Source organism: Micromonospora sp. WMMD967, from assembly GCF_029626165.1.
In the GTDB taxonomy this organism is placed as follows: Bacteria; Actinomycetota; Actinomycetes; order Mycobacteriales; family Micromonosporaceae; genus Micromonospora; species Micromonospora taraxaci.
In genome coordinates this window covers 2,073,232-2,087,593 of sequence record NZ_JARUBK010000001.1, presented here as the reverse complement: position 1 = coordinate 2,087,593, position 14,362 = coordinate 2,073,232, and the positions used below count along the sequence as shown (strand labels likewise).

The following is a 14,362-nucleotide window of genomic DNA, read 5'->3' as shown; positions in this document are numbered from 1 at the left end:
CCTCGTCACGCTCCGATGACCTGCTGGAACTTGCCCTCGTACTCCTTCTCCTGCTTCTCGTCCAGGGTCATGAACACGGTGGACCTCGACAGCAGCGCCTCGTCGGGGAAGATCAGCGGGTTGGCCGCCAACTCGGGGTCGATCTTCTCCATCTCGGCCTGGGCGCCCCGGACCGGACAGATGTAGTTGACGTACGCGGCGAGCTTCGCGGCCACCGCCGGCTCGTAGTAGTAGTTGATCAGCTGCTCGGCGTTCGACTTGTGGGTGGCCCTGTTGGGCACCAACATGTCGTCGCTGTAGAGCATCACGCCGGAGTCGGGCGCGACGAACCTGACCTTCTCGTCCGCGCTTGCGAGCTGGATGACGTCGCCGGACCAGCCGATACACGCGGCGATGTCACCCTTGGCCAGCTCGGGCGCGTAGTCGTTGCCGGTGAACCTGCGGATCTGCCCGGACTCGACGGCCTTCCTGAGCTTGTTCAACGCGTCGTCGAACTGGGCGGGCGTGAAGTTCGCCGGGTCGTGCCCGTTCGAGGAGAGCAGCAGACCCATGGTGTCGCGCATCTCGCTGAGCGCCGTCACCCGGCCCTTGAGGTCGGGGCGGGTGAGCAGCTCGTCGACGGTCCGCAGTTCCCTGGTGACGTTGCCGTTGTACGCCAACCCGGCGAGGCCGGACTGCCACGGGATCGAGATCCGGTTCTCGGTGTCGAAGGAGCGGTCGAGCAACGACGGCAGCAGGTTGGCCCGCACGTTCGGGATCCTCGCCGGGTCGAGCTTCTGGACCCAGCCGAGCCGGGCCATCCGGGCCGCCATCCAGTCGCTCAGCACGATGATGTCCCGGTCGATGCTCTGACAGGCGGCGAGCTGGTTCCGTACCTTGCCGAAGAACTCGTTGTTGTCGTTGATGTCCTCGGTGTAGGTGACCTCGATGCCGGTCTTCGCGACGAACTCGTCCAGGCTCGGCCGCTTCGATTCGTCGGTCTCGTCCACGTCCAGGTACTGCGGCCAGTTGGAGAAGGCGAGCTTCTTCTCGGTGCCGGACAGGTCCTCGCTGACGCAACCGGCCTCGGTCTGCTGGGCGCCCTTGGTGCCGCAGCCGGCGAGGCTGCCGCCCGTGGTGAGCAGGGCGACCGTGCCCAGAGTGCCGGTGAGTAGTCCACGCCGGGAGAGGGGCCGGAGGGGCGCGCGCATCAGTTTTCCTCAGGGTCGGTGCCGTGGACGCCTGACACGATGACAAACCCGCAGCGCCAGAAGAGCATCGGGGCCAGCGCATCACCGCCCGTGCAGCCGCCCATCACGCTCAGCGTGGTCCACGCGACGTCGGAAGGCGCGGTCCACGCGACGTCGGAAGGCGCGGTCCACGCGACGTCGGAAGGCGCGGTCCACGCGACGTCGGGAAGGCTTGATCCACTCGCCTTTCGGGAAACCGGGCCATCTTCGCGCCGTGACACCGCGCTTTCCAAACCCGAGTGGATCAGCGGCCGGGGGCCAGCGGCCGGGGGTCAGCGGCCGGGGGTCAGCGGCCGGGCCGACGGACATCTCTGACGAAGGACGACCAGGCGGCCGGCGCGAAGGCCAGGGTGCCGCCGTCGCGGTCCTTGCTGTCGCGCACCAGCACCCGACCGGGCAGGTTGTCGGCCACCTCGACGCAGGCACCGCCGTTGTTGCTGCTGCGGGTAGCGGTGCGCCAGCGGGCGTCGGTCATGTCCATGTCGTGGCCACTTCCCTGATCAGCTCGATCGAACGGCGTTGGGGTAGCGCCTCACCTGTGACGCTCTCCCACCTGTGTCCCAGGCTAGCGACGTCGACGGGATCGGTCACGATCTGACCGCGGAGCTGGTTGTCGAGATACGCCAATTCCGTCCCGTCGGGCAGGCGGCCCAGCACGAAGGGGCCGGCCAGGCCGGTGTGCCACGGACTGTCGGCAGGGATGACCCGGACCTGAACGTGCTCCCACTCGGCTGCCGCCGCCAGGTGGGCCAACTGCCCGGACATCACGGCGGGGTCGCCGACCAGGCGGCGCAGCACCACCTCGTCGATCACCGTCACGAGTTGCGGCGGGGCATCGCGGCCGAGGACCGCCTGCCGTTCGAGACGACTAGCGACGATCAGATCCACCTCGGACGGTGGGACCAGCCCACCCGTGCTGAGCACCGCGCGGGCGTACCCCTCGGTTTGCAGCAGGCCTGGCACCAGCAGCGGCTCGTACCACCGAATGCCGATGGCGTCCTGTTCAAGCTCGGCCCACGGTCGGAACCACGGCAGGTCACGGCGACGGAACGGCTCCGGCCAGAGGTCGGCCGCGTCCCGGCACAGGATCTTGGCCACCGCGAGCCGGGTACGCGGATGCGGGATGTGCCCCACGGCAAGCCACCGCGCGGTCGTCTTGGGGTGGACGCGAACCTTCTCCGCCAGCGATTCGACAGTCTCCCCCGCCTCTGCCATCGCCACCCGCAACGCCTCGTTCGCCACTGGAGCCTCCCGCCCGCCAGGCGCACACCGTGACTTGGCTCGATGCACGTTGCGGCGGATGGTAATCACGCTGCGTGGCGATGTCTGCGGTCTACCGGCGTGTGGCGGTCAGACATGTCGGCGCACTCTCAGAACGCTCACTGAACGCCCCGAAGGTGCCCCACCAACGTCCCCGACCAGGCCCCGCCGCCGCCCGCGGCGACCGACCCGCACTCACATCGCCGCCACCCGTGGCGCGACCGGTCCACTCCACCTGACCGCCAGCCGTCGCAGCCGATCCACTCGACCTCCCCGCCGCCCGTGGCGGCTGATCCACTCCGCGTCGCCGATAAGGCGGTATCAACCGTCCCTGACACCGCCACATCGCCGATCAGGTGTGGATCATCCGCCTAACCCCACCCCGCCCCGCCCTCACCCCGCCCACGCCTGTTGATCAAGAGGTTTGCGTCAACCACCGGCGCGTTCTTGACGCAAACCTCTTGATCAACACCGAAGGGGGCGCGCAGCTCGAAGGAGGGCGCGGCCGAAGGGGGGCGGGCGCAGCCGGAGAGGCGTGGGCGGCCCGAAGGGGCGCGGTTAGTGGTTGGGGGGGATTACGCGGAGGTGGCCTCGGCGGCCGGTGGAGTGGGACTGGTCGGAGTGCGACCGGTCGTGGGGCTCCTCCGGCGGGCGGGGGGCCGGGCGGGCGGCTTCGCGGACCGCTTCGGCGAGTGCGACCAGGTCGTCCGTGGTGGGCGGCGGCGGTTCGAACTCGCCCTCGTGCCGGACCACGTCCCAGCCCCGCGGGGCGGTCAGGCTGCGGGCGTGCGGCTCACACAGGTCGTACGTGTGCGGCTCGGCGAACGCCGCCAGCGGCCCCACCACTGCTGTCGACTCGTTGTAGACATAGGTCAATGTGGCGACCGCTTGCCGGGGGCAGCCGTTACGGGAGCAGCGCCGTGGTGACCTCACGGCGGCAGGGTATCTCCATTACCGGGTCCGGCGCATCGCTTCGCGTTGCGACACGCCCGTCATGGTGATCACAGTTGACCGTTGCGGGCGCGCCGCGCCACGGGAGCGGCGCTGCCGCTGACCAGCCCGACGTGGGCGCTACCCTTTGCCTCATGACGAGTCCGGAACACCGCCGCCCCGGCTCCGGCCGGCGTGCGCACCGCGACCGGCACGGGCGCGGCCTGCGCGGGCGGTTGGTGCCGGCCACCGTGCCGCTGGCGCGGACCAAGGCCGAGGTCTTCGACGACCTGGTCCTGGACACGGTGGAGACGCTGGAGCGTCGGTTCGCCAAGGAGTTGGCCGGTGTCGAGTTCGCGGTCGAGGACGTCCCACCGGATCTGAACGTCTACGACTCCGACGTCCTGGAGGACGGCGAGGTCCCGTTGGCCCGACTGCTGCCCGGTCGCCCGGGCCGGCAGGAGGTGCCGCCGAGGATTGTGCTGTACCGGCGGCCGCTGGAGTTCCGGGCGATGGACCGTGAGGACCTCGCCGATCTCGTCCACGACGTGATCATCGAGCAGGTGGCGAACCTCCTCGGGGTGGACCCCGAAGAGCTGGCCTGAGCAGTCCGGCCGTGCGCCACGCCGAGCGCACCAAGCCACGCTGAGCGACCTGGCCGCGCGCCGCGCTGAGCGACCCCCCGCGGGCCGGACCCTGCTCCGTTAGAGCTGCCATCCGGTGTGCTGTCGGGCGGCCCCCACCGCCCCGACCTCGCACCGCTCAGGCGGCCCGCCGCTTCAACTTGCGCCGCTCCCGCTCGGAGAGCCCACCCCAGATGCCGAACCGCTCGTCGTGACCCAGAGCGTATTCAAGGCACTCGGTCTTGACCTCGCAGCGCCCACAGATCCTCTTCGCCTCACGGGTGGAACCGCCCTTCTCGGGGAAGAACGCCTCGGGGTCGGTCTGCGAGCACAGTGCTCGCTCCTGCCACTCCGGCGCGTTTCCGAGCAGGTCGGCCACCTCAAGCTGGCCGTCCATCAAATGCCTCCTTGTCGCGCACCGGCGTCATCGCCGCTGCAACCCCCCACGCGAAAGGCGTGCTTGTCCGTCCGGTCCCGTTTTGTTGCGTTCCGTGCGAACAACCCCATTCAAATTACACGTGTGTAATACGTGCGCCGTCAAGCCAAACTTGATAATGGAGTCGCCCTCCCGACACCCCCGGCCGGCCGTCCAGGCCGTCCAGCCTCGCAACCTGCCCTATCGATTCAGACCCCGGCCGAGTAACGCCCTCTCCGGCGAGTCGCTCGACTTTTCTGCCGTGGCGCTCCCCCGACGGGCCGTCCCCCGGGACAGCACGAGACACCTCCATCGCCAAGCTGATCTTGGTGGGGGACAGGTTAACGCGGCGCGGCACAGACTGCCCGTCGAGCAGTGGACAGCACGTACGCCCCGTCCACAATGTGGACGGGGCGCGACGTGCGAATCGGTGTCGAGACGTCAGCTGGCGACCCCGAAACCGCTGCTGGGCCAGACAAACTCGGCTATCCCTCCACCATGGACGGAAACCGTCCCGGCAGAGGTCTTCTCGTCCCACCAGACGGTATAAAATCCTGCTGGCAGGTCGGGATAGACCGCACTGTGGAACGAGCCGTCCCGCACCCGGCGCTCACGCACCGCCGAGTGGACCCGCCCGCCCTCCTCCCGACTGATCTCAATCTCCCGACCGTGCAGATCCGGACTGGTGTAGACGATCAACGCACCGGTGTCGCCGCCCAGATCGAGGACGACACTCCCGGTCTCCGACGGCCCGTACGCGTGATCATGCATCCGCTTCTCCCCCGCGCCGATCAGGACCCCGCCGGCGGGTTGTTGAACCCGTCGTACGGCGTACCCAGGTAGGGGAAGTTCCCGAGGAACGGCGCCGTCACATCCGCGGCGCTCAGCCCCGGGGTTACCGCGGCAGCCGCCGCGTCCGGACGGAACGTCTTGTCCACCAGCGGGACGGTCAGCCCGGCGATCGCCCGCAACGCGATGCTCACCACGTCGTCACCGACCCGCCGCCCGTTCGGGAACCCGGCCAGGTCCCCACCGAGCACGCCGAACCGGTCCGGCCGCCTGGTCGGCGGGATCGCGGTGTTCAGCCGCAGCATGTCCGCCTGCACGTCGCCGGTCGCGTTGGTGAAGCCGTCGATCAGCCCGGCCGGTACGCCCGTGAGCAGGATCGCCACCAGATCGGCGCGGGCCTTCTTGGCCTTGGTGAGCTTGTCCAGGTTCGGGAAGACGTCCGGATAGAGCGCCGGCAGCAACGCGGCCAGCTCCGGCTGCTCGACGAACTGCGCGAACCGCTTGTCCTCCGACGGTGGCAGCGAGTTCCACTGGTCCTTCTTGGACATCGGCACGATGACCTCGTTGAACAGTGGATTACCCAACCGGGACACCTGCGTGAACGGGCCGGTGGCGGTGTCCGCCGCACCCCGGTCGCCGAGCACCCGCACCTGCCGGCGGGACGCCGACGTCCACACCCCGATCACCGACGCCCGGTCACCTGCGCCGTACCGGTTGGCGCGCCGACGCACCCGGTCCAGCGGCACCTGGACGGCGATGCTGTGCACGTTCATCCGGTCGGTGGCGTTGACCGGTTCGCCCTCGGCCTTGAAGATCTTCTTGCCGGCGACGTGCAGCTGCTGGAACGGCCGCAGCGTACCCAGGTCGAAGATCGCCCCCAGGTCGACGAAGAACCCGTCCGCGCGCTGACCGGCGAAGACCCGTTCCCCGGTGGACAGCGAGTAGGTGGCCTGTCGCACCAGCTCGGCGTACTTCGGGGTGGACAGCGGGCCGACGTTGCATGGCGGGCACTGCAACTTGTGTGCCAGCCGGTGCTCCCGGCCGTCGGCCACCCGGGTCAGGCTGTAGAACTGCCGCCGGTTCCAGGTCTCGCTGTCCAGCGAATCGATCGGACCGGTGTTGTAGAGAAAGCTGTTCGGATTGGTGATCTCGGTGGTGAACTCGAACCGGTAGGTGACATCCGGGCGGCCGTCACCGTCGTTGTCGATATGGATCTCGTAGCGCACGTCGTCGCCGAACTCGAAGAAGTTCGGACCCCCGGAGGGAAGCTGCAACGGCACGTAGTTGGCGATCAACGTGACCGTGTCGCGCTTGTCGGGGCTGACGAACGCGTACAGGTCGGAGCTGTCGGCGACCGGATCCTTGGCTATCTCCGGGGCCTCGCGGTGGGAAGACATGGCGAACCAACCTCACTGAGCGGGAACAGGGTGGCAGGGCGGGATGTCGGGTCAGCGCCGGGCGGCGCGCCGCAGTCGATCCGCCAGGCCGCGGTCGCGTACCTCGATCCGGGTCTCACCGACGAAGACGTCCATCGTTCCGGAGCTCGCGTCCCGCAGATGCACGACGATCGGCTCGTCGGCCCGCCCGGCCGCGCCGGGGGCGTTCTGCGCGGCCGACAGGCCCGGCACGGTGAGCGCGGCGGCCCCGAGGGTGGCGCTGGCCGCGGCGGTCAACGTCTGCCGACGGGTCAGTCGCGGCCACTGTCGCTTCCGCTGATCACTGGTCATGGGCAACCTTTCCGGCGGAGGCGCGAACGCGCCCGCGAGGACGGACGGGTCCGGTGCCGTCCAGCGACGCCGGGCCCCGAAGGGACACCGGCGGCGGTCCTCGCCGCGACCGCCGCCGGCATCGCGTGGTACGGCCGGAGGCGGGGAAAGGTTCGACGTCAGGATCTGGCGTGACCGTACGCGGTCGTACGCTTACGCGCCGGACGCCCGGCTGCTGTCGCGATGGCCCGCAACTGCTCCTCGGTACGCGCCGAACCGTTACCGGAGCCGGCCATCCGGGAGATCGTCTCCTCCATCAGCGTGCCGCCCAGGTCGTTGCAGCCACCCTGGAGCATCGCCACGGTGCCCTCGTCTCCCAACTTCACCCAGGAACACTGGATGTTGTCGATCCGGCCGTGCAACAGCAGCCGGGACATCGCGTGCACCACCCGGTTCTCCCGCCAGGTCGGCCCGGGTCGGGCGATCCCGGCCAGGTAGATCGGGGCGTTGGTGTGCACGAACGGCAGCGCCACGAACTCGGTGAACCCGCCGGTACGGTCCTGCACCCCGGCCAGCACCCGGAAGTGCGCCAGCCACTGCCCGGGATGGTCGACGTGGCCGTACATCATCGTGGAGCTGGACCGGATGCCCAGCTCGTGGGCCGTGCTGACCACGTCGACCCAGGCGGCGGCCGGGAGTTTGCCCTTGGTCAACACCCAGCGCACGTCGTCGTCGAGGATCTCGGCGGCGGTGCCCGGGATGGTGTCCAGCCCGGCCTCCCGCAGCTGGGTCAGCCACTCGCGGACCGGCACGCCGGCCTTCGCGGCGGCAGTGACGATCTCCATGGGCGAGAACGCGTGCACGTGCATCTCGGGCACCCGAGCCTTGATCGCGCGCACGATGTCGGCGTACCCGGTGACCGGCATCTTCGGGTCGATCCCGCCCTGGAGGCACACCTCGCTGGCGCCGGCCGCCCACGCCTCCTCGGCCCGGTCGGCGACCTGGTCGACGGAGAGCCGGTACGCGTCGGCGTCCCGTTCACGTTGCGCGAAGGCACAGAACCGGCAACCCACGTAGCAGACGTTGCTGAAGTTGATGTTGCGGTTGACCACGTAGGTCACGTCGTCGCCGACCACGTCCCGACGCACGTCGTCGGCCAGACGGCACAACTCGTCGAGCGCCCGCCCGTCCGCGCCGAACAACGCCAACGCCGCGTCGGTGTGCCGGGGGTCGAGCAGCGCCGCCGGGTCGTCGGCGGCGAGCCGCAGCCCGGCCACCAGGTCACGGTCCGCGCCGCTCCCCGCCGGCGTCGGGGGTACGCCCGCGCGACGCGCGACCGCCTCGGGGGCAACCTTGCCGGCCACCTCGGCCCAGTCCCCGTAGACGCTGTCGAAGTCACCCCGCCGGTCGTCGGTCCGACCGGTGGTGTCGATGGTGGCGTGCAGGTCGACCCGCCCGCCGAACGTCTCCTCCGGCTCCTGCCAGGGGTGACCCACCGGGCGGGCCTCCTCGACCGCGAGCCCGGTCTGCGGGTCGGCCAGCGCCATGACGTGCGGCAGCAGCCTCGGGTCCAGCCACGGGTCACCCGCGCGCACGTACTCCGGGTAGATCGTCAGGCGCTCCCGCAGCGTGAACCCGGCCAGCGCGGTGTGCTTCGCCAACTCCTCGATCTGCGGCCACGGGCGCTCCGGGTTGACATGGTCCGGGGTGAGCGGGGAGACGCCACCCCAGTCGTCGATGCCCGCGCGCAGCAGCAGGTCGTACTCGCCGACGATGAGGTTCGGCGGGGCCTGGATCCGGGCCTTCGGGCCGAGCAGCAACCGGGCCACCGCCACCGTGGCGGCCAGGTCGTGCAGCTCCGCGTCGGGCATGCCGCGCATCGCCGTGTCCGGCTTGGCGCGGAAGTTCTGCACGATCACCTCCTGGAGGTGCCCGTACTCCCGCTGGGCGCGGCGGATCGCGAAGAGCGCGTCCACCCGCTCCGCCGGGGTCTCCCCGATGCCGATCAGGATGCCCGTGGTGAACGGCACCCCCACCCGGCCGGCGTCGTCCAGCACCCGCAACCGGACCGCCGGCTCCTTGTCCGGTGAACCGAAGTGCGGCCCACCCGGCTCGGACCACAGCCGCGTCGCCGTCGTCTCCAACATCATGCCCATGCTCGGCGCGACCGGCTTCAGCCGTTGCAGCTCCGACCAGGACAACACCCCCGGATTGAGGTGCGGCAACAACCCGGTCTCCTCCAACACCGCGACCGCGCAGGCACGCAAGTAGTCCAGTGTGGAGTCGTAGCCGCGCTCGTCCAACCACGTCCGCGCCGCCGGCCACCGCTCCTCCGGCCGGTCACCCAGGGTGAACAGAGCCTCCTTGCAGCCCTGCGCGGCACCCTCCCGGGCGATGGCCAGCACCTCGTCGCGGTCCAGGAACGGCGCGGGCAGCCGGTGCGGCACCGTCGCGAACGTGCAGTAGTGGCAGCGGTCCCGGCAGAGCCGGGTCAGCGGGATAAAGACCTTCTTCGAGTACGTGACCACGCCCGGCCGCCCGGCGTCGCGTAGCCCGGCGTCCCGGATCCCCCCGGCCACCCGGAGCAGCTCGTCGAGCGCGTCACCGCGGGCGGACAGCAGCGCGGTCGCCTCGTCGACATCCAACGCCCGCCCGGTGGCGGCCCGGCCCAGGGCCCGCCGCACGCTCGCGTCGCTCGGGCCGGAGCGGTGGCTCGGGCCGGAGTCGCTCGGCCCGGCGTCGCGGCTCGGGCCAGAGTCGCTCGGCCCGGCGTCGCCGCTCGGGCCAGAGTCGCCGCTCGGGCCAGAGTCGCCGCTCGGCCCGGAGTGGATGCGATCAACCATTCGCTCAGCCTATGCGCAGCGCGAGCCCGTTCGACCGACCAGTGCCCGCACCGTGAGAAACGGCCCACCTCGCCTCCCGCCTGGCTCGGCACCAGCGGGGGCGACAGTGCCCGGTCATCCCGCTGCGCCAGCACGTCGGCGATCCACCGGCGTGGTGACAGTGCGCGCTGATCTCGCCGCGCCGGGTGCCGGTGATCCGCCAACCTGGTGATCAGGTGATGAAAAGTAGGTGCCAGAGCGGCTGTGGACCTACTTTTCGTCACCTGATCATGGAGGCCGATTCAGCGGGGCTGGTCGGGGTGCTCTCCAGGCTTGATGTGCTGGGTGCGGTCGTCGTCCGAGTCGGCGGGACGGGTGATCGCCTGGGTCGGGTCTGCGGGGGCCGAGTCGGCGGGGTGCGCGATGGCCTGCGTCCGGTCGGCGGCGGCCGAGTCGGCGGGCTGACGCGGGATGGCCTGCGTGGGATCCGCCGACGGTGGCTGCCCGAACGGCGGCGCGGCAGGAGACGGCGGCGCGGGGTTGACCGGCGGCGCGGACTGCGGGAACGGCGGCGCCGACTGGGGAGCAGCCTGGAACGGCGGCGCGGACTGCGGGTGCGGCGGTGCCGACTGGGGCGCCTGGAACGGCGGCGACGGCTGACCGAACTGGCCCGGGTACTGCGACGGCGGGTAGCCACCCGGCTGCCCGGCGGAGGGCCACCCACCCTGCGGCTGGCCACCAGGCTGCCCCGGCGCCGGCCAACCACCCTGCTGCTGCGGCCAACCAGGATGCGGCTGACCCGGCTGCGGCTGACCGTAGACGCCGGGCTGCGGCTTGGGACGCGGCACGTAGTAGTGGGCACGCCAGACCGTGTAGACCACCCACGCGGCGACCGCGAAGACGACCATCCAGGCGAACCGGGTGAGCACCCCGAGGAGCGCGTCGAGGATCTCGGCCTGGGCCAGGCGTCCGACCGTCCAGATCAGCATGGTCAACGTGCCGAAGAAGGCGCTGACCGCGTACTCGACGAGGGCCACCTGCGTGATCAGCTTCGCCTTCGGCAGCACCGGCGAGATGTGCGTGGCCAGCAGCACGGCCAGCAGCGGCAGAGCCACCGCCTCCACCCCGACGAACGAGTAGAACGCGCTGCCCGCCCGGTCGGTGAAGGAGCTGTAGTCGTTCGGGGCGATCAGGCGGAGCAGGCCCACGAAGAGGAACACGGCGTTGGCGCCGAGCAGCGCGAGCGCAGCGAGTTCGCGTAGTGGCTTGGTCAGCTGACGGGCCTGCTTCGCGTCGGTCGACGCGGGCTCGGCGGGGCTGGTCACGAGCTCCCCCTCGGGGCAGGAACGAACAGGGCGCACGTGAGCCTAGTCTCTAGAGCCACTGGCCGACCGGAGGCGTCACGTGAGCGAGGATGGTCGACATGCGCATCGTGGTTCTGGCCGGCGGCATTGGTGGCGCCCGGTTCCTGCTCGGCGTCCGGGCGTACGCCCGGGACGTCGGCGCGGAGGTGACCGCCGTGGTCAACGTCGGCGACGACCTGTGGCTGCACGGGTTGAAGATCTGCCCTGACCTGGACAGCGTCATGTACACGCTCGGCGGCGGCGCCGACCCGGAACGGGGCTGGGGTCGGGTCGGCGAGAGTTGGACGGTCAAGGACGAGCTGGCCGCGTACGGGGCGCAGCCGACCTGGTTCGGCCTCGGCGACAAGGACATCGCGACACACCTGGTGCGTTCCACCATGCTCAACGGCGGTTACCCGTTGAGCGCGGTCACCGAGGCGCTGTCCACCCGCTGGGAGCCGGGGGTACGCCTGTTGCCGGCCACCGACGACCGGCTCGAAACCCACGCTGTCGTCGAGGACGAGCAGGGGCAGCGGGCGATCCACTTCCAGGAGTGGTGGGTCCGGTACCGGGCTGACATCCCGACGCGGCGCTTCGTGTTCGTCGGCGCGGAGACGGCGAAGCCGGCACCCGGGGTGCTGGAGGCGATCGGCTCGGCCGATCTGGTGCTCGTCGCGCCGAGCAACCCCGTGGTGAGCGTGGCGCCGGTGCTGGCCGTACCGGGGCTGCGCGAGGCGGTCGTGGACGGCCCGGCGCCGGTGGTGGGTGTCTCGCCGATCATCGGCGGCGCTCCGGTGCGCGGGATGGCCGACCGGTGCCTCGACGTGCTCGGCGTCGAGTGCAGCGCCGCCGGGGTGGGCCGCCTGTACGGAGGCCGGCCGGACGGCGGCCTGCTGGACGGGTGGCTGGTGGCCGAGGAGGACGCCGGCACGCTGGTGCCCGATGTGACGGTCCGCGCGGTGCCGCTGCGGATGACCGACGAGGCGGCGACGGCGGCAATGGTCCGCGCCGCGGTGGAGTTGACGTGAGGCTGGAAATCCTGCCGGTGCTCGGCATCGGCCACGTGACCGAGGGTGACGATTTGCCGGCGATGATCGCGACGGCGGCACCGTGGCTTCGGGACGGCGACGTGCTGGTGGTGACCAGCAAGATCGTTTCGAAGGCGGAGGGGCGGCTGGTCGACGTCCCGGCGGACGGGCCGGAGAGGCTGGCCGCACGCGACGAGGTGCTGGCCGGTGAGACCGCACGGGTGGTCGCCAGTCGCGGGCTGACCCGGATCGTGCAGACCTACCACGGCTTCGTGATGGCCTCGGCCGGCATCGACGCGTCGAACGTGGACAAGACCCAGCTGGTGCTGCTGCCGGTCGACCCGGACGCCTCGGCGCGGGCGTTGCGCGAGGCGCTGCGGGAGCGCTACGAGCTGGATGTCGCGGTGATCATCAGCGACACCATGGGGCGACCCTGGCGCAACGGGCTCACCGATGTGGCGCTCGGCGTGGCCGGGATGCCCGCCATCCGTGACCACCGGGGCGAGATCGACCCGTACGGCAACGAGCTGCAGTTGACCCAGATGGCCGTGGTGGACGAGCTGGCGGGCGCCGGTGAGCTGATCAAGGGGAAGTGCGACCAGGTTCCGGTCGCTGTGGTGCGGGGCTACCTGTCCGACACCGACCCGGAGGACACCGCCGGTGCGCGGGCGCTGGTCCGCGACGCCGCACAGGACCTCTTCTCGCTCGGCACCGCCGAGGCCCGGGCCGCCGGGCTCGCCGACGCCGCCACCCTGAGCGACGCGCTCGGCTCGACGCCCGCGGACCTGGACGCGGTGCGACGGGCGATCGACGCGATCGCCGATGTCGTCGCCCCCGGCACGGTCTTCACGCTGGTCGACGAGGCGGAGGTACGCGCCGGACTGGTCGCCGAGATGCCGGGATGGCCAGAGGGAGCGGCTCTGCTGCTGGGCTCGGCCCCGACGCCGGTCGAGCCGATCGGTCTGGTCCGCTTCGGCGCGGACCTGCACCGGCTGCGCGTCGCCCTGGCCGCCGAGGGTGTCGAGTCCACTCTGTTGCCGCCACCGCCGGGCAGCCCGGCGAGCGCCGCGCTGGCTCTGTGAGAGCCGGCCGGGTCAGCACGGTGGGCGCCGCGCTCGCCCTGTGAGAGCCGGCCGGGTCAGGCGTCCAGCATGGCCCGGCCGAGCGGCGTCAACGTGTGCAGCACGCTGTTGCGTTCCCGGTGGCTGACCAGCAGGCCGGCATTGCGCAGGACCGTGGCGTGCTGGCTCGCCGCGGCGGGAGAGATGTTGAGCTGGCGGGCTACCTCGCCGGTGGTGCAGCCCTCGTCGCTGGCCTGCAACACCGCCGCGCGGGTGCGGCCCAGCAGCGCGGCGAGTGAGTCGCGGGTAGCGCTGGAAGAGGCTGCCCCGATGCCGTCGACCGGTGCCAGCCCGCCCAGCCGGTCGACCGGGTAGACCAGCACCGGCGGCAACGCCGGGTCGAGTAGCGCGACAGGGGTGCTCGCGCAGAAGAACGACGGCACCAGCAGCAGCCCTCGACCGTCCAGGTGCATCTCCCGGCTGTGCGGGTAGTCCCGGACCTCGAGCACCCCGCCCTCCCAGCGCATGGCCGGCCGGAGGCTGGTGAGCAGGCCCTCGACACCGCCGTCGAGCAACGCTCGGGCCCGGCGGGCCCGGTCCGCCGCCACCGCGGCCTGGATCCGGTTCCAGTACGGGCTGATCGCCAACGACCGGTACTGCTCCATCGACTCGGCGAGGTGATGCAGCACCGCCACCTCGCCTCGGGCCAGCGCGGCGGCCGAGGAGGGCAGCTGGTTCTCGGCGGCCAGCACGCTCAGGTCCCGATGCAGGAGCGAGGTGGGGGTTCGGCGGAGCGCGTCCAGCCCGGACTCGAAACCGTCGACGCTGGCGTACGGGGTGAGGAAGTCGGGGAAGTAGCCGCGTGGCGGGTTGAGCGCGAACAGCAACCGGAGCTGTTCGGAGGCGACGTCTTGACGCAGCCCCCGGGACACGGTGCGACGCCAGTGTGCCGTCAACGGATCGCGGTTTCGGCCCTGGAGCACGTGCAGGCTGAGGACCAGCTCCCAGATCGGGTCCGCAGCCGGTGCCACCCGGGTCCGGAGGATGTCCTCCCCAGAAAAATGGATCTTCAGCATGGTGCGCTCCCGTGTCGCCGGCAGGGGGGGTGCCGGTTGACCGTTCGACTCTACCTGGACGGCACTAATCTCCATCTTTA

At 70.9% G+C, this 14,362-nt stretch carries 15 protein-coding genes; 3 read left to right on the top strand and 12 right to left on the bottom strand.

Annotated elements, in window-relative coordinates; genetic code table 11:
- Nucleotides 1-5 precede the first annotated feature (5 nt).
- The 5 genes from O7631_RS09890 to O7631_RS09870 all read right to left on the bottom strand — a co-directional run bounded on the left by O7631_RS09890 (nucleotide 6) and on the right by O7631_RS09870 (nucleotide 3,422).
- Nucleotides 6-1,190 carry a spermidine/putrescine ABC transporter substrate-binding protein gene (locus O7631_RS09890; RefSeq protein ID WP_278143969.1) on the bottom strand — a complete coding sequence of 395 codons (1,185 nt, stop codon included), beginning with the start codon at nucleotides 1,188-1,190 and terminating at the stop codon, nucleotides 6-8.
- Nucleotides 1,190-1,450 carry a hypothetical protein gene (locus O7631_RS09885; RefSeq protein ID WP_278143968.1) on the bottom strand — a complete coding sequence of 87 codons (261 nt, stop codon included), beginning with the start codon at nucleotides 1,448-1,450 and terminating at the stop codon, nucleotides 1,190-1,192. The genes O7631_RS09890 and O7631_RS09885 overlap by 1 nt, the downstream gene beginning before the upstream one ends.
- Nucleotides 1,451-1,515: 65 nt before the next feature.
- Nucleotides 1,516-1,710 (bottom strand): DUF397 domain-containing protein, encoded by a 195-nt coding sequence (locus O7631_RS09880; protein WP_278143967.1) that lies wholly within the window; start codon nucleotides 1,708-1,710, stop codon nucleotides 1,516-1,518.
- Nucleotides 1,701-2,444 carry a DUF5753 domain-containing protein gene (locus O7631_RS09875; RefSeq protein ID WP_278147900.1) on the bottom strand — a complete coding sequence of 248 codons (744 nt, stop codon included), beginning with the start codon at nucleotides 2,442-2,444 and terminating at the stop codon, nucleotides 1,701-1,703. The genes O7631_RS09880 and O7631_RS09875 overlap by 10 nt, the downstream gene beginning before the upstream one ends.
- 603 nt (nucleotides 2,445-3,047) lie before the next feature.
- A complete protein-coding gene (locus O7631_RS09870; RefSeq protein ID WP_088986253.1) occupies nucleotides 3,048-3,422 on the bottom strand; it encodes a DUF3499 domain-containing protein in 375 nt (124 codons plus the stop codon).
- 152 nt (nucleotides 3,423-3,574) lie between these two features.
- On the opposite strand from O7631_RS09870, the gene O7631_RS09865 reads away from it, so the two are divergent.
- The gene (locus O7631_RS09865; protein ID WP_145786394.1) at nucleotides 3,575-4,024 is read left to right on the top strand and encodes a metallopeptidase family protein; all 450 of its coding nucleotides are present in this window, start codon (nucleotides 3,575-3,577) and stop codon (nucleotides 4,022-4,024) included.
- Nucleotides 4,025-4,181: 157 nt separating this feature from the next.
- On the opposite strand, the gene O7631_RS09860 is transcribed toward O7631_RS09865, so the two are convergent.
- The 6 genes from O7631_RS09860 to O7631_RS09835 form a co-directional block, all read right to left on the bottom strand.
- Nucleotides 4,182-4,439 (bottom strand): WhiB family transcriptional regulator, encoded by a 258-nt coding sequence (locus O7631_RS09860; RefSeq protein ID WP_088986255.1) that lies wholly within the window; start codon nucleotides 4,437-4,439, stop codon nucleotides 4,182-4,184.
- Between the two features lie 459 nt (nucleotides 4,440-4,898).
- On the bottom strand, nucleotides 4,899-5,228 hold the full coding sequence (locus tag O7631_RS09855; RefSeq protein ID WP_278143966.1) for a phospholipase: 330 nt from the start codon (nucleotides 5,226-5,228) through the stop codon (nucleotides 4,899-4,901).
- A 20-nt stretch (nucleotides 5,229-5,248) separates the two neighbouring features.
- Nucleotides 5,249-6,643: a DUF4331 domain-containing protein gene (locus O7631_RS09850; RefSeq protein ID WP_278143965.1), complete on the bottom strand. Its 1,395-nt coding sequence runs from the start codon at nucleotides 6,641-6,643 to the stop codon at nucleotides 5,249-5,251.
- Nucleotides 6,644-6,694: 51 nt separating this feature from the next.
- A complete protein-coding gene (locus O7631_RS09845; RefSeq protein WP_088986258.1) occupies nucleotides 6,695-6,973 on the bottom strand; it encodes a hypothetical protein in 279 nt (92 codons plus the stop codon).
- A gap of 158 nt (nucleotides 6,974-7,131) precedes the next feature.
- Nucleotides 7,132-9,795: a bifunctional FO biosynthesis protein CofGH gene (locus O7631_RS09840; RefSeq protein WP_278143964.1), complete on the bottom strand. Its 2,664-nt coding sequence runs from the start codon at nucleotides 9,793-9,795 to the stop codon at nucleotides 7,132-7,134.
- Nucleotides 9,796-10,076: 281 nt separating this feature from the next.
- On the bottom strand, nucleotides 10,077-11,099 hold the full coding sequence (locus tag O7631_RS09835) for a hypothetical protein (RefSeq protein ID WP_278143963.1): 1,023 nt from the start codon (nucleotides 11,097-11,099) through the stop codon (nucleotides 10,077-10,079).
- Nucleotides 11,100-11,197: 98 nt separating this feature from the next.
- On the opposite strand from O7631_RS09835, the gene cofD reads away from it, so the two are divergent.
- Entirely contained in the window at nucleotides 11,198-12,145 is a 948-nt protein-coding gene (gene cofD, locus O7631_RS09830) for a 2-phospho-L-lactate transferase (protein ID WP_278143962.1), read from the top strand.
- Nucleotides 12,142-13,227 (top strand): coenzyme F420-0:L-glutamate ligase, encoded by a 1,086-nt coding sequence (locus O7631_RS09825; protein ID WP_278143961.1) that lies wholly within the window; start codon nucleotides 12,142-12,144, stop codon nucleotides 13,225-13,227. Before cofD ends, O7631_RS09825 begins: the two co-directional genes overlap by 4 nt.
- A gap of 56 nt (nucleotides 13,228-13,283) precedes the next feature.
- Here O7631_RS09825 and O7631_RS09820 read toward each other — a convergent pair whose 3' ends face one another.
- Complete coding sequence (locus tag O7631_RS09820) at nucleotides 13,284-14,282, bottom strand: winged helix-turn-helix domain-containing protein (RefSeq protein ID WP_278143960.1); 999 nt, start codon at nucleotides 14,280-14,282, stop codon at nucleotides 13,284-13,286.
- Nucleotides 14,283-14,362: the final 80 nt, after the last annotated feature.